Genomic DNA, 18,224 nt, shown 5'->3' with positions numbered 1-18,224 from the left:
GATGAAAAGACCCCACATGATCAGCCCCGAGCTGCTCGAGAGAGTGGTGAATGCCTCGGACGATGGCATCGTGGTGGCCGAACAGGAAGGTGACGAGAACATCCTGATCTACGTGAATCAGGGCTTCGAGCGCCTTACCGGTTACAGCGCCGACGAGATTCTCTACCGCGATTGCCGTTTTCTGCAGAATGACGACCGTGACCAGCCACAGCTGGACAACATCCGTGCCGCGCTGCGCGACAAGCGCCCGTGCCGCGAGATACTGCGCAACTATCGCAAGGATGGCAGCCTGTTCTGGAACGAACTCTCCATGACACCGGTCTTCGACGAGCACGACAATCTCCAGTACTTCGTCGGTGTCCAGAAGGATGTCACCAGCCTGATGACCGCGCATGAGGAGCTGGAGCGCCTGCGGGAAGCCCGCAAGAGCGATGTCGAGTGACCACTGACACGCTCCCCTCCTTTCGGTCATGAACGACTCTCCAACGCCCACCACCCGGTGGGCGTTGGCGTTCGTGCGCAGACGAAAACTTCCCCGCGACCCACCAGAGCATGCTTCCACGCACACAGGACTTGTCATCGAACTTCTCCAGCGCTATATAGCGAAGGAGCCTTCGGCAGGTCGCCGCAGGCGGTGTCTGACGCCTCGCGTCTGGCAGACTGATTCATGATCGGGAGGTCCGCCCATGGCCCGCGAACAATTCCTCGACGATATCGATGCTACCGCCCTGGCGGAGGAAGCCACCAACGACGTGGACTTCGAACTGTCTTCCAGCTCCACCCCCGCCAGACCCCAGCGCAGCGACTCGCGCCAGCGCCTCGAAGCCCTGCTGGAAGAACGTGCGCTGGCACGCTCCATCCGTGAAGGCTGGGACGATGAAGCGGATGATGATGACCTGCTGGACGCCAGTGACTGGGGAGAGGAGGAGTGAGCGCCTCGCGATGAGGCCGGGGCTGGCCTCGAGATGCCCCTTCAGGGAAGGTTCGCCACACCGCTTCTCGATGAAGACCAGGGGGTTGCGGCCCCGTCAGCGAACCGGCCATGGAATGGCCGCCGTCACGCCAACGATGGCCCTGACTGGTCAAGCGTGACCACGGGCACTATCATCAGCGCGTCATTCCATTCTCCAACCAAATTGGGATTCCATGGCGCAATACGTCTATACCATGAACCGGGTGGGCAAGGTCGTCCCCCCGAAGCGCGAGATTCTCAAGGACATCTCGCTGTCCTTCTTCCCGGGTGCCAAGATCGGTGTGCTCGGTCTCAACGGCTCGGGCAAGTCCTCGCTGCTGCGCATCATGGCCGGCGTGGATCAGGACTACAACGGCGAAGCGCGTCCCATGCCGGGCCTCAATGTCGGCTACCTGCCCCAGGAGCCGGAGCTCGATGATTCCAAGAACGTGCGCGAGTGCGTCGAGGAATCTCTGGCCCACATCAAGAATGCCCAGGCGGAGCTGGATGAAGTCTATGCCGCCTACGCCGAGCCGGACGCCGACTTCGACGCCCTCGCCGCGCGTCAGGCCAAGCTCGAGGACCTGATCCAGGCCTCCGACGCCCACAACCTCGAGCGCAAGCTGGAAGTGGCCGCCGAAGCGCTGCGCCTGCCGCCGTGGGATGCCAATGTCGGCGTGCTGTCCGGTGGTGAGCGTCGCCGTGTCGCCCTCTGCCGCCTGCTGCTCTCGAGCCCCGACATGCTGCTGCTGGATGAGCCGACCAACCACCTGGACGCCGAGTCCGTCGCCTGGCTGGAGCGCTTCCTGCACGATTACGCCGGCACCGTGGTCGCCATCACCCACGACCGTTACTTCCTCGACAATGTCGCGGGCTGGATTCTCGAGCTCGACCGTGGCCAGGGCATTCCCTTCGAAGGCAACTATTCCTCATGGCTGGAGCAGAAGGACGCTCGCCTGCAGCAGGAAGCCAAGCAGGAAGCCTCGCGCAACAAGGCCATCCAGCAGGAGCTCGAGTGGGTTCGCCAGAATCCCAAGGGCCGTCAGGCCAAGAGCAAGGCGCGTCTCAACCGCTTCGAGGAAATGCAGTCCGGTGATTTCCAGAAGCGCAACGAGACCAACGAGATCTACATTCCGCCGGGACCGCGTCTGGGCGACAAGGTCATCGAGCTGCACAACGTCACCAAGCGTTTCGAGGACAAGCTGCTGTTCGACGACCTGTCCTTCACCATTCCCCAGGGTGCCATCGTCGGTATCGTCGGCGGCAACGGTGCGGGCAAGTCCACGCTGTTCAAGCTGGTGACCGGCAAGGAAACCCCGGACAGCGGCGAAGTGGTGCTGGGCGAGACCGTCAAGATCGCCTACGTCGAGCAGCTGCGTGATGGCCTGGAAGACAATCAGACTGTCTGGGAAGCCGTCTCCGGCGGCCAGGACATGCTCAACATCAATGGCCATGAAGTCTCGTCGCGCGCCTATGTCGGCCGCTTCAACTTCAAGGGCACGGATCAGCAGAAGCGTCTGTCTGATCTGTCCGGTGGTGAGCGTGGTCGTCTGCAGCTGGCGCAGACGCTCAAGCAGGCCGCCAACGTGCTGCTGCTGGATGAGCCGTCCAACGACCTGGACATCGAGACCCTGCGTGCACTGGAAGAGGCGCTGCTCGCCTTCCCGGGCTGTGCACTGGTCATCTCGCACGACCGCTGGTTCCTGGATCGCATCGCGACCCACATCCTCGCCTACGAAGGGGACTCCAACGTGGTGTTCTTCGAGGGCAGCTACAGCGAGTACGAAGAGGATTACCATGCGCGTGTCGGCAACGATGCGCCCAAGCGCATGAAGTACAAGCGTATCGATGCCTGATCCGGTGATCTGAACCGCCGGATTGACCAGGACGCCCTTGCCGCTGACGCCGCAAGGGCGTCCTGCGTTTGAGGCAAGCCTCACAAGGGCGCTCCCGCGTCGCCTCTGGCACTTGCAGTCAGGCCGAACACGGGAGATAACGGGGCGAATGCTTGCCGTCACTCACGGCCGTCCGTCGCACACGCCGTTGCGCCACTCACAGGATCAGGAATTGCCCATGAATCGCTGGCTGCAACAGCCGCTGATGTGGTTACGCACCTTCACCACCAGCATCGCCTATCTGCCAAGCCTGCTGGCGACGCTCTATATCCTGCTTGGCTTGATCTCGGTGCTGCCTTCCGGCCTCCCCGAGCCACATGAACTGCCAGCCAGCGAGATGCTGAATGCCCTGACCTTCAAGGAGCACGACACGCCGCGCACCCTGCTGGCGGCACTGGTCGGCGGGCTCATTTCGCTGATGGTCTTCAGTTTCACCATGGTGATGAGCGTGCTGACCCAGGCGGGCGCACAGTTCTCCCACAAGCTGCTGCTGGGGCTGGTGACCGAGCGTCACCATCAGCTGGTGCTGGGACATTATCTGGGCAGTCTGCTGTTCCTGCTCATCAACCTGATGGTACCCAATACCGGCGATTCGCCAACGCTATGGCGCTCCATCGCGGTCTATCTGGGCGTGTTGATGATGGTCAATTGCCTGGGGATGTTCATCTACTTCATCCACCAGGCATCACAGTCCGTGCAGATCAATGCCGTGGCTCGCCGCCTGTCCGGGCGCACGCGGGTCTCGCTTGAACGACTGCGAGAGCGCAATCGCCACGACGGTTTCGGCGAGCGCCAGATCACTCGCGACACGTCACGCTGCCAGCTGCTGAGAGCAAAGCGACGCGGCTATGTGCAGCAGGTCGATTTCGCGGCCCTTCGCCAGCTGGCCATCGACCACGACATGATCGTGCACCTGGACTTCGCGCTCGGGGCCTTCATCGTCAGTGGCATGCCGCTGATGCGCATCGAATGGCCTGCGGGCCTGCCCGAAGGCGTCTCGGCGGGTGATGAGCTCGATGAGCACCATCAGGCAGGACTGATCAAGAAGCTGCGCGCGGCACTGGGCTATCTGGATGGGGAATCCGTCGATGACCTTCACGAGCACGGCCTGACCCAGCTGATGGAAGTCGCCATCAAGGCGCTGTCCCCCGGCATCAATGATCCGGGCACCGCACGCCTGTGCCTGCATCAACTCACCGAACTGCTCAGTGAGCGCATGCAGCTGCCCCTGTGCAACTGCTGCGTGGATGAGGAAGATCACATACGGGTCAGCTGGGAGATGGAGAGCTTCGACAGTCTGCTCTACCGCAGCATCTCCCCCATCCTGCACTATGGTCGTGATGACCTCTCGATCTGTCTGGCACTGCTCTCGCTGCTCAAGACACTGTCACTGCTGGGCAGCGATAACGCGCAACTGGCATTGCTGCAACAACATGCCGACAAGGTGGTGGAGGCCATCCTTGCCCAGGCACAGTTCGAGGTGGACAGGCGCTTCATCGAGCAGGGCCTCAAGGCCGGGCATCATCGTCTGACGCTGCCAGGTACCCCGTGGTGACGTGCTGGCCTGATGACTTGCTGCTGGCCTGATGACTTGCTGCTGGCCTGATGAACACGCAAACGCCCGCAGCGGTCGCTACCGTCTGCGGGCGTTTGCGTCGTGATGAAAGCCGTCCGTATCAGGGCTTGCGACGCCCCTTGAAGAACGACACCAGGAACAGCACCAGGAAGACGACGAACAGTACCTTGGCGATGGTGGCCGCAGTACCTGCGATACCGCCAAAGCCGAGTACGGCGGCAATCACGGCAACGATCAGAAAGATGATGGCATAGTTGAGCATGGCAATTCCTTATGTCATGGAGAACCGGTAGTGGGCGACGACCGCAGCGGCACGACGACTGCCTCTGCATGTGGCGCCTCATTCGACGCGCTCGCCCTTCGCTCATCAGGTGTGGCTGCTGACGTGATTGCCAGAGGGCGGAGTCACGACAGACCGCTTGATCACCTTGTCCATGTGAAGATGGTAATCAATACAAGTAAAGTCAAGGCCATGTCTCGAATCGGTAAAAGATTTTCCCGCGCGGGTTGAAAGCCTCCCTCATCATCCGCAGGTCTATTTTCAGGCACACGGCAGGCGGCATCCGGTTGGCCGCACGCATGCAGCTCGGACAAGTGGCGCTGCTTGTCGGGTGCCGCCTGATCTCCATCGAAAACGCCCCGCCAGGAAGTTCCTGGCGGGGCGTTTTCGATGATGCCCATGCGTGTCGCGTCACGGCAGATCTCGTCGGCTCACACATGGGCTCAAGTGACGTTTACAGCGCCGCGATCATGGCCTCGGCATAGGCGATGAGCTCCGGCTCGCTCATGACCTCGACCCGATTCAGGCCACTGTCCACGCTGGCAGGCCGCCCTTCCTTCACCAGCAGCGTACGCGGATAGCCCGCCCCACCGATGCGCTCGCTCAGCTGCGCATGTGCCTCACTCAGATAGACTCCGCGAGTCTCCTGCACGCACAGACTCACCAGCGGCAGACCACCTCGCGCCAGGGCCGCCTCGAAGGCCGGCAGCGCCGGACGCTGACGCACGGTGCAGTCCGGGCACCACTGCGCAATCTGATTGAGGACGAAGGTATCGCCGGCCGCCAGGCGTGCTTCGACATCGGCCAGAGTGGCGAGAGAAGACGTGTCATTGCTCATGGTTCACCTCAATACAGGGACGGATCGGATTTCTCTGGACGAGTCTTGAAACGGCGATGCAACCACAGGTACTGCTCGGGATGCTTGCGGATCGCCCCCTCGATGAAGGCATTGATGCGCGTGGCATCCGCGACATCATCGCCACTCGGGAAGTTGTCGAGTGCCGGGAGATACTCCAGCGTATAGGTACGATTGTCCGGATTGCGATGGAACATCAAGGGCATCACCGGCGCCCCTGTCATGCGGGCGATCTTGGCCGTCAGCTTGATGGAGGCGGCATCGATACCGAAGAACGGCGCGAAGACGCTGACGTCCCGACCGAAATCCTGATCCGGCGAATACCACACGCCATGCCCGCTCTTGATGCGGCGCACCACACCCCGCAGGTCATGACGGTCGATGGCGGTGCCGAAAATGCCATTGCGCGCGCGCGTCATGAAACGCTCGAACAGCGGGTTGTCATGCGGGCGATAGACGACATCGGCCGGGAAGAACAGCGAGTGCAGTGCGCCACCGAGATCCAGTGTCGAGAAATGGATGCCCACGATGAGCGCGCCCTTGCCCTGCGCCATGGCGCGCTCCATGTGCTCCTGACCCTTGAAGGTCACGCGGTCGCGCATGTGCTCCGGGTCTCGACACCACCCCGTGGCGGTCTCGAAGATGCCGATGCCGTTGGCATGGAAGGTCTTGCGTACCTGACGCGCACGCTCCGCTTCGCTCCATTCGGGGAAGCACAGCTTGAGATTGGTGTCCGTGATATGGCGACGACGCTTGCCGAAACGCCATGCCAGCTCACCGATGCCGCGCCCCAGCCACAGCTTGGCGCACCAGGGCAGGAAGGCCGAGGCCTTCATGGCCCCGATTCCCAGCCAGGCCGGCCAGTAACGGGGATGCGCAAAACTCTCGGGATAGGTCTTCTTGGCCATGACTCTCTCGTTCAACGGGCAACGGCGGCCATTGTAGACCGCCCGAGCCCTGCCGTCAGGTCAGGCGCACGTATCCACTGCCTGAGAGGCCATCGGGTCCGCCTCGCGTGCCTGACCACCGTGATAATGCTTGGGAACACGCGGCAGGATCCCTGTCAGCAGGGTATAGCTGATGGTGTCACAACTGGCGGCCACGCGATTGACCTCCAACCCCTCGCCCCACAGCACCACGCGAGAACCGACGCCCGCTTCCGGCAGGTCGGTGATATCCACCGTCAGCATGTCCATCGATACCTTGCCGGCCAGTACGGTCTCCTGGCCATCGACCAGTACGGGTGTCCCGTCCACCGCATGGCGATCGTAGCCATCCCCATAGCCACAGGCGACGACACCGATACGTGTCGGACGCGTCGCCACGAAACGTCCGGCATAGCCCACCGGCTCGCCGACGGCGATCTCGCGTACGGCAATGATGGCGGAAGACAGGGTCATCACCGGCTTCAGACGGCGGCTGGCATCATTGGCCCCTTCCAGCGGGTCCGCGCCGTACAGCATGATGCCGGGACGATTCCAGGCGGCATGCGATTGCGGCCAGGCAAGCGTCGCCGGGGAGTTGGCCAGACAGAGTGGCAGGGCAAGCTCAGCGGCAAGCGCTTCCACTGCCGCCATCTGATGCTGGAAGTAATCGGGCGTCAGGCTGTCGGCCGTGGCGAAATGCGTCATCAGGTGAAGGTCCTGCGCCTTGCCACTCGCCACCAGGCGCTCCTTGACCGCCCTGGCCTGCTCGGCATCGAAGCCAAGACGATGCATGCCGGAATCGAACTTGATCCAGCAGGATATCGGCCCGGGGAGCGTTGCCGCCTCCAGGGCGGCCAGCTGCCATTCACTGTGGATGGCACACCAGAAGTCATGCTGCGCCGCCAGCTGGTATTCCGATGCCTCGAAGACACCTTCGAGCAATACCACCGGGTGCGTGATACCGCCTTCCCGCAGCGCGAGCGCTTCTTCGATGGTCGCGACGGCAAATGCCGGTGCCAGATCTGCCAACGCACGGGCACATGCCACGGCCCCGTGGCCATAGGCGTCTGCCTTGATCACGGCGAGCGAGCGGGAATTCGGCGCCAGCTCACAGGCCAGCTGATAATTGTGGCGCAGGGCATCCAGATCAATATCAGCACGCAACGGGCGGGACATGAGGCAACTCCAGACAATGAGAAAGAGGGACAGACACGACGAATCACGCACGGGTGACGCAGCAAGTTGGGACCTGCCAACGAGCGAGCAAGGCACGCACCATGAAAAGGAGGCGGCCAACCGGAGCAGGCGTTCTCCAGCCATCAATTATTTTCCATCATCGCGCCAAGGTCACGGTGAAAACCACCAAACATCAAGCCAACTTCTTGACGTTATCTCTGGTTTTCATCAAATAAATGGCATATTCCTCCAGACAAGCATCACAGCTGTTGTCATTCACGCTTAACGGCGAGATTTCTGCCCCCCGATACGCGAACACCCCCACCGGCAATGGCCGATGGGGGTGTCAGGAGAAGCCGGTCAGGCCAGTATCAGATCACTGGGCCGGGCCATCCAGCTCGGTGTCGTCTTCGTCCTGCAGAACCAGTGATACCTGACGATCGCGCTTGAGGCTCTCGTTCAGATCGCGCACGGTGTTGACGTCGATGATGCCCGCCGCCTGGCGCAGGTTGAGCAGATCCAGCACGTAGGTGTAACGCGAGGAGGCATAGTCCGCCAGGGCCTGATAAAGCGCCTGCTCGGCATCCAGCACATCGACGATGTTACGGGTACCGACTTCATACCCCGAGCGCGTGGCTTCCAGCGCGCTGCGGCTGGAGACGATGGCCTGCTTGCGCGCCTTGACCGTCAGGACGTCGCTGCGGACCTGACTGTAGAGCGAACGCACGCTCTGGGTGGTGGAACGCTGCTGGTCCAGCAGGTCGTACTGGCTCTGTTCCAGCAGGTGCGTGCTCTGGCGTACCTGCGCGGAAGTGCGACCACCGGTATAGATCGGCAATGACGCCTGGATACCGATCTGGTTGTATTCCTGATATCCCCCGGAGGATGCGACGTCGGTTTCATCATAGGAGTAGGTCGCGAAGGCACCGACTTCCGGCAGATGACCGGCACGCGAGGTCTTGACGTCACCCTTGGCGACATCGACACCCTTCTGCGCGGCACCGATCAAGGGATTGTTGACCAACGCCATCTCGACCCACTTGCCACGACTGGCGGGCACCGGCGCTTCGATGGCGAGATCCTCTTCCAGCCCATCGATGGAATCGTATTGCTGGCCGGTCAATTGCTGAAGTGCCTCGAAGCTGACCTGCAGGTCGGCTTCCGCGGCAATCCGCTGGGCGCGTGCGTCATCAAAGGACGCTCTGGCCTCCTGGACATCGGTGATCGCGATCAGCCCGACCTCGAACTGCTGATTGGCCTGATCCAGCTGACGGGAAAAGGCCTTCTCCTGCGCGATGCGCGCATCCAGCACATCCCGGTTGTTGAGGATGGTGAAGTATGCGGAAGCCACATCGTACAACAGCTGCTGCTGATCGGAATCCAGCAGCAGTTTCTGCTGCTCGGTACTGTCCTTGCTGGTCGCCAGCTCATACCAGTCGGCAGCGTCGAACAGCTGCTGATTCACGTTGAGCACGATGTTGCTGTCGGTGTAATCCCCTTCCACACCGCTCTGGGAATTGCCCGTGACATCGGTGCGTGACACGGTGCCGGTGGCCGAGATCTGTGGCAGCAGATCCGAAAGCTCGATCCGCTCGTTGTCCTCGACGCTCTGATACAGAGAGCGAGAGGACGACAGGCTGGCATTGTGGGTCAGCGCATCACGGGTAATGTCGAGCAGATCGGCAGCCTGGGCCTGGGTCGCGAAACCCATCGCCAGCACCAGAGGCAGTATGCGTATGTTGGCCATGTATGCGTATTCCTGATCGGTAACAGTCAGTCGTGACCTGCATGATGCGCCAAAGGCACCAAGGCAAGGGGAGATAAGGTCGTTTCACGGGCCGGCTGATGACGGCATCAGCCCCTTCGGGGGCGGGTCGTGGAAAAAGGACTCAGTCTAATCGTCGCCTTGCAAGGCGTCCAGTTAGTTGGCTAACTTCATTTGCCTTACAGCGTTTCCATCCCAGCAACAATGCAACACGGCCCCGGTGTCGAATCATATGCACCGTCATCTTTCTGCCAACCCCATAGCCTGCCAAACCAATGCTCAGAAAATATGAAAACGGCCCGCCCGCAAGCGGGGGGCCGTTTTCATGTCGTGTTGCGTCCACTATCCAGCAGGATGTCACGGATATCGGGCCAGACGATGACAGCTGCCAGCCCTGACGATGACATGTCAGCGAATCATTCGAAGATGGATTCCAGCGACAGGCCCTGTTTCTCGAGCATGCGACGCAGTTTCTTGAGCGCCTCGACCTGAATCTGACGCACTCGCTCACGCGTCAGACCGATCTCCTCGCCGACCTCCTCCAGCGTGGCGGCTTCGTGACCCCGCAGCCCGAAGCGGCGTACCACCACTTCCATCTGCTTGTCGGTCAGCTCCGCCAGCCACTCATCGACATGTGCCTTGACGTCGACATCGACCAGACTGGACTCGGGGCTGGTGTCATTTTCATCGGCGATCGTCTCGATCAACGGCTTGTCACTCTCGCCGCCCATCGGATAGTCCACCGAGGACACTCGCTCATTGAGCCCCAGCATCTTCTTGACCGTCTCCACCGGCTTGTCGAGGAAATCGGCGATTTCCTCGGCCGTCGCCTCGTGGTCAAGCTTCTGCGTCAACTGGCGAGCAGCGCGCAGATAGATGTTGAGCTCCTTCACGACATGAATCGGCAACCGGATGGTGCGCGTCTGATTCATCAACGCGCGCTCGATGGTCTGACGGATCCACCAGGTGGCATAGGTCGAGAAGCGGAAACCGCGCTCGGGGTCGAATTTCTCCACCGCGCGTATCAGGCCCAGATTGCCCTCCTCGATCAGGTCGAGCAGTGACAATCCGCGATTCAGATAGCGCCGTGCGATCTTGACCACCAGACGCAGGTTGGATTCGATCATGCGCTGCCGACCGGCAGGGTCTCCCGCCTGCGCCAGTCGCCCGAAATAGACTTCCTCTTCGGGTTTGAGCAATGGCGAGAAGCCGATCTCGTTGAGGTAGATCTGCGTTGCATCCAGGCTCTGGTAGTGCTTGCGCTCTTCACGGTTCAGGGCGCGTTCGAATGCCGCCTCTTCCGCTTCAGCCTCAAGCGTATCGTCTTCCTCGACATCATCGAGGGACAGCTCCACCTCGGCCTGATCGATATCCTTTTCCAGCATGCTCATGTCGATACCCCGTTGTCTCTGGTCTGGTGCCAGGAACTTCTTGTTGTGGCAGCGGTGGACGTCAGCGCTTGGGCAGGAACTTCAAGGGATCCTTCGGCTGCCCATCCTCGCGGATCTCGAAATGCAGCTGCGCACGTTCGGCGTCAGTGGCTCCCAGAGTGGCGATTACCTGTCCGGCCTCGACAACATCATTCTCCGAGACGCGGAGGCTGTCGTTGTGGGCGTAGGCACTCAGATAACGGTCATTGTGCTTGAGGATGATGAGGTTGCCGTAACCGCGCACTCCACTCCCCGCGTAGACCACAATCCCCGGCCCTGCTGCCTTGACAGGTTGCCCCTTTTGACCAGCGATATCAATGCCGCCCGTCACACTCTCGGACTCACCGAATTTGCCGATGATCTCGCCTTGCGTAGGCCACTGCCAGTCAACGTTTTTTACCGGCACATAGGTTTTCTTGGCCGGTGCCGCCTCGGGTGTGGCGCCCGCAACGTTGGTGCCCTTTTCAACCTTGTCGGAGGCACTTTTCACGTTTGCCGCCGCCTTGTCACGCTCGGCCTTGGCCGCTGCCAGCTGCTCGGCCTTCTCGCGATCCGCGGTCTCCTGCGCCGCCTTGCGAGTAGCAGCCTCGGCCTCACTCGCCCTGGCCTGGGCATTGCTGCCGGCACTCTCCAGTGCCTCGCCGGCTCGGGAGGCTTCGTCCGCGGCCTGTGCACGCGCAGACTCCGCCAGCGCCTCTTCACTGCCTTCCTGATACACGGGCCCCGGGCCGACGCCCGCAGCAGCGGCCGCGCCCGTGGCAGCCGCCGCGACGCCGCCGCTACCGGTGGTCAGGGACTGCGCCTGGGAAGCACGCTGCTTCTGCTGAGCAATGGCCGACTCATCCGGAGCCAGCCAGTCCGGCACCTCGCCGCCGCTGGCGATGGCGTCATCGCTGCCGCCAAGCCCGGTCGCCACCACGCCCGTGCCTGATGCCGACCCCGATGCCGTGCCGGCCGTACGGGAGTTGCCGGCATTCGCGGGCAACGGTGCCTGAGGGTCGAGGCGCAGAGTCTGCCCGGGCTGCAAGGTGTAGGGCGGGCGCAGGCCATTCATGCGCGCCACGTCACGGAAGTCCTGGCCACTCTGCCAGGCGATGCCATAGAGCGTGTCACCGCGCTGGACCGTATAGCTATCTGCAGTGATGCGTGTCGTGCCACCACTGAGATCCTGGATCTGCGGACGCGTCGTGGCGGTACTGCACGCCGTCAGAGCGCCCAGCGCCAGACCCGCCAGCGCCAGCTTGAATCCCTTGTCCATCATGTCAGGCATGTTCCTGCTCCTTGCGGGAATCACTGGAAGAATCATCCGGTCCTGAGCGCTCACCCGCGAACCAGACCAGCAGGATACCTGCCAGCATCAGGGCAAGCGCCGCCCACAACTGGGCAGGCTCACCTGTCACGCTGGTATAGGTCTCCGGCATCATGAATTGATAATCTAGCGGTACCTGCTCCCCCTTGGGCCCCAGTCGATAATCGGTGATCGTGCGCCAGGGCCACAGCACCGGCAGCGAGCCGAGGATGAAGCCGACCAGCAGCATCAGTGTCGCGGTGTGATGGTGACGAAACAACCATGACAGTACACGCGAGAAGGTGAACAGTCCGATGGCGCAGCCACTTCCGAACAACAGGATCAGCGTCAGATCGAAGCTCTTGATGCCTGTCATCACGGTGCCGTAGAGGCCCATGGTCAACAGCAGGAAGCTGCCGGAAACGCCTGGCAGCAACATGGCACTGATGGCGATGGCCCCCCCGGCGACGATGACCCAGGGCGCATCAGTGCCCGCTGGCAGAAGGCTGGGCAGCTGACTGGCCAGTACCAGCCCCAGCACCAGCCACACCAGATACCCTACCCTGAAGCCGGTAATGCGCCGCGCCACGACCACACCGGAACACACCACCAGACCGAAGAAGAAGGCATTGAGCAGCAGCGGCTGCGCCTCCATCAGCCAGGTGACGAGGTGCGCCACGCTGATCAGGCTGGCGAGAATGCCGGCGGCAAGCGGTAGCAAGAACGCCAGATTCAAGTGCTGCCACAACGCCTTGACGCCCTGTTGACGCCAGACACCGATGGCGGAAGGTCCGAAGCGCTTGATGGTTTCGATCAATTCTTCATAGATGCCCGTCACGAAGGCTATCGTGCCTCCCGAGACGCCGGGCACGGCATCGGCAGCGCCCATGCCCGCCCCCTTGAAGAACACGCTCAATGCTCGTTTCACCTGATCACTCCCTCGAGCAACGGCACGAAGCGCACAGCCTCGAGCCGCTGAATATCCTGAGTGTCGCCGACGTGGCGCACTCGTGTCAGCCATTGACGATCACTGCCGTCTTCCGCCAATGGCACGATCATCACTCCCTCCGGTGCCAGCTGCTGGAGCAATGCCTGCGGCAAGTGCGAGGCACATGCCGTCACCACCACCAGATCAAACCCCGGCAGGGTCACCGACTCCTGTGCGGCCGTCTCACGCGCCGTGGTCTGCCAGCCGTGCCCGCCATCGGCGTGACGCAGCTGGACATTGTCCAGCCCGAACCACTCAAGCCGCTGCCGGGCACGCAGATGCAACAAGGCGATGCGCTCCAGCGAGGCCACCTGACCGAACAGCCGCGCCAGCAGCAGGGTCTGGTAGCCCGAACCGGTGCCGACCTCCAGCACCCGACACTGCTCGCGCGGGCGCGGTGCCGAGGCCAGAGCCAGCTCCGTCATGCGGGCATGCATGTAGGGCTGCGACAATGTCTGCCCCTGCCCCAGCGGCAGGGCGGTATCCTCATAGGCGCGATGCGCCAGCGCCTCATCGAGAAACAGATGGCGCGGTTCCGCCGCCATCAGATCCAGTACCCGCTCGTCCTGGATGCCAGCCTCTTCCAGTCGCGTGACCATGCGATCACGCGTTCGTTGAGAGGTCATGCCGATACCGCTCAACTGCGCGGCATTCGGGCGCTCCAGGCGCATGGGCACCGGTGGCGATGAGGTTCGAGTGGCCGACGAATCCGCCATGGCTTGCCCACTCTCAGACTGCGCGGCGGGAAAACCGTTCTGATACACGTCCTTCATGACATCGAATTACATCCTGTCGACCGACGCGCCTGCGCCGGCTTGCTGATCGGTCCCCGACACCCCTGACCGCCAGGCGGTGGCGCGCGAGGTCAACTCAGTGCTTCCAGCCACTGCTCCACATCCTGACGCGCCGCATGGGAGGTCAGGTCGGTCATCAACGGCGTGATGGACACATAGCCGGCCGCGATGGCCGCGAAATCGGTGTCCTCACCATCGTCGACTCCGTCCCCGGCCAGCGCGATCCAGTACCGGGTGCGCCCGCGAGGGTCCTGCACGGCGATCGGTGCGCCCGCCGGACCACGATGCCCCTGACGCGTGACGCGAAATCCGCGGATCTCGTGCCAGGGAACATCCGGCACATTGACGTTGAGCAGCGAACGCGGCGGCAAGGCCAGCGTCTCGGCCGCGCCGACCAGACTCGCCGCCACACGCCCTGCCGTCTCGAAATGGGTCTTGCCACACAGCGACATCGCGATCGCCGACATGCCCAGCGAGCGGCCTTCCATCGCCGCTGCCACAGTGCCGGAATACAGCACATCGTCTCCCAGGTTGGCACCGTGGTTGATGCCGGAGATCACGATATCCGGTTTCTCGTCCCAGACACCGTTGACCCCCAGATAGACGCAATCGGCAGGGGTGCCGTCGACACTGTAGAAACCGTTGTCCATCGCGGACAGCATCAGCGGGCGACTCAGGGTCAGGGAGTTGCTGGCACCCGAACGATCACGGTCCGGTGCCACCACGCGAATTCGCGCGTGATCACACAGCGCATCATGCAGGGCCTTGAGCCCGGGGGCATGTACCCCATCATCATTGGAAAGCAGAATCTTGCGCATCGTCTCACCTGTTCATGTTCATCGCGGTGTCATGTCGTGGCGCACGCTGAGCAGGCCGCTACAGCAGCGGGTGAGCAATCAGCTCACGCAACAGGCCGGTGGCGAAGCTGCCGCGCGGAAGATCGAAATGCAGCCACGCACTGGCCGCAGTCGCCTCGGCATCGGCCTGGGTCGGCGTGATGGCCCACTCCAGGCGGGCGTTGGCAGGCATCAGGCGCAGTGGCCGACGCCCGGCCTTCACGCCAGCCTTCTCGAGGCCGTCACAGAGCTGGGGCCAGCTGGACGCCAGCACCTGCTCAAGCGCCGCGACCTGCGCATGGGACTCGCCACGGCCGGTGCCCCACAGCGGGCCCGTGGGGTGGATATCCCCATCGGCAAGGCGCCGGGTCAGCGTCTCGACAGCTTCGCTGCCATCGGTGACGAAGCGCGATCCCGTCCCGTCGAGCGCGAACACCTCACCGCTCAACGCCGTCGCCCAGCAGCCTGCCTTGAGGCGCGCGGCCAGCACTTCGTTGAACAGGAAGCTGCGCGCGGTGGACAGCAGCATGCCGCTGCGATCATCACGCTTGCGCCAGCCACGTATCAGTACGGCGCGTGCACGCCCCAGGTTATGCCCCTGGTGCCCGAAACGCTGCGGACCGAAATAGTTGGGCACCCCATCGCGTATCAATGTCTGCCAGCGAGTCTCGAAATCCGGATGGGCCACGGCCTCGCCGCTCACCCGCAGCGCAAAGCGATTGCCGCGATGCACGCCCCGCTTGAGCTTGCGCGGGTGCCGCACGCTGGCCAGCACGCGGGCCCCCTTCTCGGCCAAGGCCTCACTCAGATGCTCAGGGGCTTCACGCCCCGGCAACCATACCGAGACCCACTGCAGGGTAATCGCCTGCTTGTCCTTGAGTCCCGCCACGCCGATGTCACGCGGTGCCACGTCACAAAGACCTGCCAGTTCGCGGCACAGCTCGTCAGTGGTCAGACCGCGCTTCTCGATCCAGAGCCACTGGTGCTCCCCATGACCTTCGGGCACGAAGTCCATCAATTCCGTGACGCGAAAGTCTTCCGGCGTGTGTCGGAAGTCACCTGCGCCCAGCGGGCCGCCATGGGCATGCGGCCAGCGCTGCATCAGCTCGGCTTCCTTGACCCATGGCTCGCTGCCGGCGGCTTCCAGTGCCGTTCGCGCCGCGACAGACAGCGCATCGGACTCGGGCGGCTCAGACATGGCATTCACTTCAGACATGCTCGGCTCCACCCGCGGCGGGCAGCCTGCCAAGCACCGCCACGGCCTCGGCGGCGATGCCTTCCTTGCGACCGGTGAAACCGAGACGCTCGGTAGTGGTGGCCTTGACGTTGACGACCGCCACCGGCACACGCAGGTCCTCGGCGATCACCTCACGCATCGCCTGGATGTGCGGCGCCATCTTGGGGGCCTGCGCCATCACGGTGAGATCGACATTGCCGACCCCGAAACCAGCGGCATTGATCAGCCCGACGACGTGGCGCAGCAGGCCGCGACTGTCCGCCCCGGACCACTCGCTGTCGGTATCCGGGAAATGCTTGCCGATGTCGCCCATCCCGCAGGCCCCGAGCAGCGCATCGCACAACGCATGCAGCAATACATCGCCATCGGAATGCGCCACGAAGCCGTGTTCGTAGGGGATCTTCACGCCGCCGATCATCAGATGATCGCCGTCGCCGAAACGGTGGACATCGAAGCCATGCCCGATGCGCAGTGACATCGGGACATGCCCGGAGGTCGCGGGGGAGGTCGTGGAACTCGAAGTGTCGGGGGTCACGGGATGATCCATCATGTCAGGCAGGTGTCCGGGGTCTGTCGGCGTGATCCTCGCGGGCCGCCAGCAACAGGCGCGCCATGGCGAGGTCTTCCGGATGGGTGATCTTGAGATTGTCGCGCGCCGCGGGCACCAGCACGGGGGATCGTCCACAGGCCTCGAGTGCCGAGGCCTCATCGGTGATGCGCTCGGGCTGCTCCGCGAGGGCGGCACGCAGCGCAGTGCGCAACAGGCCCAGCGGAAATGCCTGGGGCGTGAAGGCATGCCACAGCCCTGTCCGGGATTCGGTATGCGCGATGCGCTGCGCTGAGCCATCGGCACGTTCCACGCCATGGCTCAGTACAGCGGCCCGCTTCATGGTGTCACTGGCGGGAGCGGCCAGAATGGCGCCGTCGTCACTCTCGCGTGCCGCTTTGACCAGCGCCTGGATGTCGCTCTCGCGGACACAGGGACGCGCCACATCGTGTACCAGCACGAGGTCATCATCACTCGCCACTCGGCTCAGACACTCGAGTCCCGCCAGCACACTGTCGGCACGCTCGCTGCCACCATCGGCGCGCAGCCACTCCTGCCATGGCACCATCGTCGGCGTGAAATAGGCATCCTCCGCGCCCAGCACCAGACACAATCCGGCCTCGGGCAATGCGCGCCTGAGGGTGGTGAGGGTCGCCTCCAGGACACTGCCGCCGGGCGTCAGTTCCAGATACTGCTTGGGACGATCAGCCTGCATGCGGCTGCCCACGCCTGCGGCGGGCACCAGATACCAGAGACGCGGCGCCGGGGCATCATTCATGCGAGTCATGGGTTGAGCACCTTGGGCAGGCCCTCTTCCAGCCCCTTGCCTTCCAGCGCCCCTTCCGCCACTTCATCCGCGGACGAGACCTGGCGCTTGGGTACCTCGACGTTGGGCACCCACAGGAACTGCTCATCCTTGCGCACCATGCCGAGATCGTTGCGCGCACGCTCCTCGATGGCCGCCAGACCATTCTTGAGGTCGACCACTTCAGCGCCCAGGCGTTGATTGCGGTTGTCCAGCTGCGCCGCTTCCCTGGAGAGCTGCTGCACGCGGGCACGGATGTCGAACAATTCGGTAACGCCATTTTCGCCCCACCACAGCCGGTACTGGAGCAGAGCCAGCAGTAGCAGCAGTGAGATATTGATCCATTTGAGCATGGCAGTGTCCTTGGCCGTTGCAGCGGGCATTATGCCATCATCAGGGGACGCCGCGCAGGCTCTGCCACGCTTGACTGCGTCCTCGCCAGCGCACGTCTTTCCCCGGGGCGATTGGCGCCCTGGCACTCATCGCCCGTCACGTCCCTCAAGGAGGCCCACCATGTACAAACTGGCATTCTTCGTTCCACACGAAGCACTGGAAGGTGTCAAGGAAGCGCTTTTCGCCACGGGTGCCGGACGCATGGGCGACTACGAGGCCTGCTGCTTCGAGACGCGCGGCACGGGGCAGTTTCGTCCGCTGGCCGGTGCCAATCCGCATATCGGCGAACGCGGCACGCTGGAACGTGTCGAGGAGGTCAAGGTCGAGATGGTGTGTGAGGACGCGCTGATTCGCACGGCAGTGGCCGCACTGCGCGAGGCGCACCCCTACGAGGAAGTGCCGATTGACTGCTGGCGACTGGAAAGCTTCTGAAGGTGCGATGCCCACCCCGGTCACGCCGTCAAGCGACGGCAGGTCCCG

Annotated in this window: 19 protein-coding genes; 5 read left to right on the top strand and 14 right to left on the bottom strand. The window is 63.0% G+C overall.

What is annotated here, in order from left to right; translation table 11 throughout:
* Nucleotide 1 precedes the first annotated feature (1 nt).
* The 4 genes from QD228_RS03965 to QD228_RS03950 all read left to right on the top strand — a co-directional run bounded on the left by QD228_RS03965 (nucleotide 2) and on the right by QD228_RS03950 (nucleotide 4,402).
* Nucleotides 2-442, top strand: a complete 441-nt coding sequence (locus tag QD228_RS03965; protein WP_077375053.1) for a PAS domain-containing protein — start codon at nucleotides 2-4, stop codon at nucleotides 440-442.
* A 244-nt stretch (nucleotides 443-686) separates the two neighbouring features.
* Nucleotides 687-932, top strand: coding sequence for a hypothetical protein (locus QD228_RS03960; protein ID WP_077375056.1), 246 nt, complete (start codon nucleotides 687-689; stop codon nucleotides 930-932).
* A gap of 214 nt (nucleotides 933-1,146) precedes the next feature.
* Complete coding sequence (ettA, locus tag QD228_RS03955) at nucleotides 1,147-2,808, top strand: energy-dependent translational throttle protein EttA (RefSeq protein WP_077375059.1); 1,662 nt, start codon at nucleotides 1,147-1,149, stop codon at nucleotides 2,806-2,808.
* A 217-nt stretch (nucleotides 2,809-3,025) separates the two neighbouring features.
* Nucleotides 3,026-4,402 carry a DUF2254 domain-containing protein gene (locus QD228_RS03950; RefSeq protein WP_279874504.1) on the top strand — a complete coding sequence of 459 codons (1,377 nt, stop codon included), beginning with the start codon at nucleotides 3,026-3,028 and terminating at the stop codon, nucleotides 4,400-4,402.
* Nucleotides 4,403-4,523: 121 nt separating this feature from the next.
* Here QD228_RS03950 and QD228_RS03945 read toward each other — a convergent pair whose 3' ends face one another.
* The 14 genes from QD228_RS03945 to ftsB all read right to left on the bottom strand — a co-directional run bounded on the left by QD228_RS03945 (nucleotide 4,524) and on the right by ftsB (nucleotide 17,704).
* Nucleotides 4,524-4,685, bottom strand: a complete 162-nt coding sequence (locus QD228_RS03945) for a DUF1328 domain-containing protein (RefSeq protein ID WP_084208047.1) — start codon at nucleotides 4,683-4,685, stop codon at nucleotides 4,524-4,526.
* A 472-nt stretch (nucleotides 4,686-5,157) separates the two neighbouring features.
* On the bottom strand, nucleotides 5,158-5,541 hold the full coding sequence (locus QD228_RS03940) for a hypothetical protein (protein WP_084208046.1): 384 nt from the start codon (nucleotides 5,539-5,541) through the stop codon (nucleotides 5,158-5,160).
* Between the two features lie 8 nt (nucleotides 5,542-5,549).
* A complete protein-coding gene (gene lpxL, locus QD228_RS03935; RefSeq protein WP_077375072.1) occupies nucleotides 5,550-6,467 on the bottom strand; it encodes an LpxL/LpxP family Kdo(2)-lipid IV(A) lauroyl/palmitoleoyl acyltransferase in 918 nt (305 codons plus the stop codon).
* A gap of 60 nt (nucleotides 6,468-6,527) precedes the next feature.
* A complete protein-coding gene (gene alr / locus QD228_RS03930; RefSeq protein ID WP_279874502.1) occupies nucleotides 6,528-7,661 on the bottom strand; it encodes an alanine racemase in 1,134 nt (377 codons plus the stop codon).
* 376 nt (nucleotides 7,662-8,037) lie between these two features.
* Nucleotides 8,038-9,408 (bottom strand): TolC family outer membrane protein, encoded by a 1,371-nt coding sequence (locus QD228_RS03925; protein WP_077375077.1) that lies wholly within the window; start codon nucleotides 9,406-9,408, stop codon nucleotides 8,038-8,040.
* A gap of 434 nt (nucleotides 9,409-9,842) precedes the next feature.
* A complete protein-coding gene (gene rpoS, locus QD228_RS03920) occupies nucleotides 9,843-10,817 on the bottom strand; it encodes an RNA polymerase sigma factor RpoS (protein ID WP_077375080.1) in 975 nt (324 codons plus the stop codon).
* Nucleotides 10,818-10,878: 61 nt separating this feature from the next.
* Nucleotides 10,879-12,126, bottom strand: a complete 1,248-nt coding sequence (locus QD228_RS03915) for a peptidoglycan DD-metalloendopeptidase family protein (RefSeq protein WP_279874500.1) — start codon at nucleotides 12,124-12,126, stop codon at nucleotides 10,879-10,881.
* Complete coding sequence (locus tag QD228_RS03910) at nucleotides 12,119-13,072, bottom strand: DUF368 domain-containing protein (protein WP_240499669.1); 954 nt, start codon at nucleotides 13,070-13,072, stop codon at nucleotides 12,119-12,121. The genes QD228_RS03915 and QD228_RS03910 overlap by 8 nt, the downstream gene beginning before the upstream one ends.
* A complete protein-coding gene (locus QD228_RS03905; RefSeq protein ID WP_084209621.1) occupies nucleotides 13,069-13,803 on the bottom strand; it encodes a protein-L-isoaspartate(D-aspartate) O-methyltransferase in 735 nt (244 codons plus the stop codon). The genes QD228_RS03910 and QD228_RS03905 overlap by 4 nt, the downstream gene beginning before the upstream one ends.
* Nucleotides 13,804-13,997: 194 nt before the next feature.
* Complete coding sequence (surE, locus tag QD228_RS03900; protein WP_136938778.1) at nucleotides 13,998-14,744, bottom strand: 5'/3'-nucleotidase SurE; 747 nt, start codon at nucleotides 14,742-14,744, stop codon at nucleotides 13,998-14,000.
* Between the two features lie 58 nt (nucleotides 14,745-14,802).
* Complete coding sequence (locus QD228_RS03895) at nucleotides 14,803-15,978, bottom strand: tRNA pseudouridine(13) synthase TruD (protein WP_347882125.1); 1,176 nt, start codon at nucleotides 15,976-15,978, stop codon at nucleotides 14,803-14,805.
* Nucleotides 15,971-16,477 carry a 2-C-methyl-D-erythritol 2,4-cyclodiphosphate synthase gene (gene ispF, locus QD228_RS03890; RefSeq protein ID WP_169477230.1) on the bottom strand — a complete coding sequence of 169 codons (507 nt, stop codon included), beginning with the start codon at nucleotides 16,475-16,477 and terminating at the stop codon, nucleotides 15,971-15,973. The genes QD228_RS03895 and ispF overlap by 8 nt, the downstream gene beginning before the upstream one ends.
* Nucleotides 16,478-16,550: 73 nt before the next feature.
* The gene (gene ispD / locus QD228_RS03885) at nucleotides 16,551-17,333 is read right to left on the bottom strand and encodes a 2-C-methyl-D-erythritol 4-phosphate cytidylyltransferase (protein WP_279874498.1); all 783 of its coding nucleotides are present in this window, start codon (nucleotides 17,331-17,333) and stop codon (nucleotides 16,551-16,553) included.
* Nucleotides 17,330-17,704, bottom strand: a complete 375-nt coding sequence (gene ftsB / locus QD228_RS03880; protein WP_077375092.1) for a cell division protein FtsB — start codon at nucleotides 17,702-17,704, stop codon at nucleotides 17,330-17,332. Before ftsB ends, ispD begins: the two co-directional genes overlap by 4 nt.
* Before the next feature lie 160 nt (nucleotides 17,705-17,864).
* Here ftsB and QD228_RS03875 point away from each other — a divergent pair, with 160 nt between their 5' ends.
* Nucleotides 17,865-18,176: an NGG1p interacting factor NIF3 gene (locus QD228_RS03875; RefSeq protein WP_077375094.1), complete on the top strand. Its 312-nt coding sequence runs from the start codon at nucleotides 17,865-17,867 to the stop codon at nucleotides 18,174-18,176.
* Nucleotides 18,177-18,224 lie beyond the last annotated feature (48 nt).

Source organism: Cobetia sp. 3AK (assembly GCF_029846335.1).
Taxonomy (GTDB): Bacteria; Pseudomonadota; Gammaproteobacteria; order Pseudomonadales; family Halomonadaceae; genus Cobetia; species Cobetia marina.
This window is presented reverse-complemented; position numbering and strand designations above follow the sequence as displayed.

Excerpts from the sequence above, each read along its gene's own strand:
- alr (WP_279874502.1), bottom strand. The coding sequence starts at position 7,661 with ATGTCCCGCCCGTTGCGTGCTGATATTGATCTGGATGCCCTGCGCCAC.
- QD228_RS03960 (WP_077375056.1), top strand. The coding sequence starts at position 687 with ATGGCCCGCGAACAATTCCTCGACGATATCGATGCTACCGCCCTGGCG.
- QD228_RS03905 (WP_084209621.1), bottom strand. The coding sequence starts at position 13,803 with ATGCGCCTGGAGCGCCCGAATGCCGCGCAGTTGAGCGGTATCGGCATG.
- ftsB (WP_077375092.1), bottom strand. The coding sequence starts at position 17,704 with ATGCTCAAATGGATCAATATCTCACTGCTGCTACTGCTGGCTCTGCTC.
- QD228_RS03925 (WP_077375077.1), bottom strand. The coding sequence starts at position 9,408 with ATGGCCAACATACGCATACTGCCTCTGGTGCTGGCGATGGGTTTCGCG.
- lpxL (WP_077375072.1), bottom strand. The coding sequence starts at position 6,467 with ATGGCCAAGAAGACCTATCCCGAGAGTTTTGCGCATCCCCGTTACTGG.
- QD228_RS03895 (WP_347882125.1), bottom strand. The coding sequence starts at position 15,978 with ATGTCTGAAGTGAATGCCATGTCTGAGCCGCCCGAGTCCGATGCGCTG.
- ispD (WP_279874498.1), bottom strand. The coding sequence starts at position 17,333 with ATGACTCGCATGAATGATGCCCCGGCGCCGCGTCTCTGGTATCTGGTG.
- QD228_RS03950 (WP_279874504.1), top strand. The coding sequence starts at position 3,026 with ATGAATCGCTGGCTGCAACAGCCGCTGATGTGGTTACGCACCTTCACC.
- surE (WP_136938778.1), bottom strand. The coding sequence starts at position 14,744 with ATGCGCAAGATTCTGCTTTCCAATGATGATGGGGTACATGCCCCCGGG.
- rpoS (WP_077375080.1), bottom strand. The coding sequence starts at position 10,817 with ATGAGCATGCTGGAAAAGGATATCGATCAGGCCGAGGTGGAGCTGTCC.
- ispF (WP_169477230.1), bottom strand. The coding sequence starts at position 16,477 with ATGTCACTGCGCATCGGGCATGGCTTCGATGTCCACCGTTTCGGCGAC.
- QD228_RS03945 (WP_084208047.1), bottom strand. The coding sequence starts at position 4,685 with ATGCTCAACTATGCCATCATCTTTCTGATCGTTGCCGTGATTGCCGCC.
- QD228_RS03940 (WP_084208046.1), bottom strand. The coding sequence starts at position 5,541 with ATGAGCAATGACACGTCTTCTCTCGCCACTCTGGCCGATGTCGAAGCA.
- QD228_RS03915 (WP_279874500.1), bottom strand. The coding sequence starts at position 12,126 with ATGCCTGACATGATGGACAAGGGATTCAAGCTGGCGCTGGCGGGTCTG.
- QD228_RS03875 (WP_077375094.1), top strand. The coding sequence starts at position 17,865 with ATGTACAAACTGGCATTCTTCGTTCCACACGAAGCACTGGAAGGTGTC.
- QD228_RS03965 (WP_077375053.1), top strand. The coding sequence starts at position 2 with ATGAAAAGACCCCACATGATCAGCCCCGAGCTGCTCGAGAGAGTGGTG.
- ettA (WP_077375059.1), top strand. The coding sequence starts at position 1,147 with ATGGCGCAATACGTCTATACCATGAACCGGGTGGGCAAGGTCGTCCCC.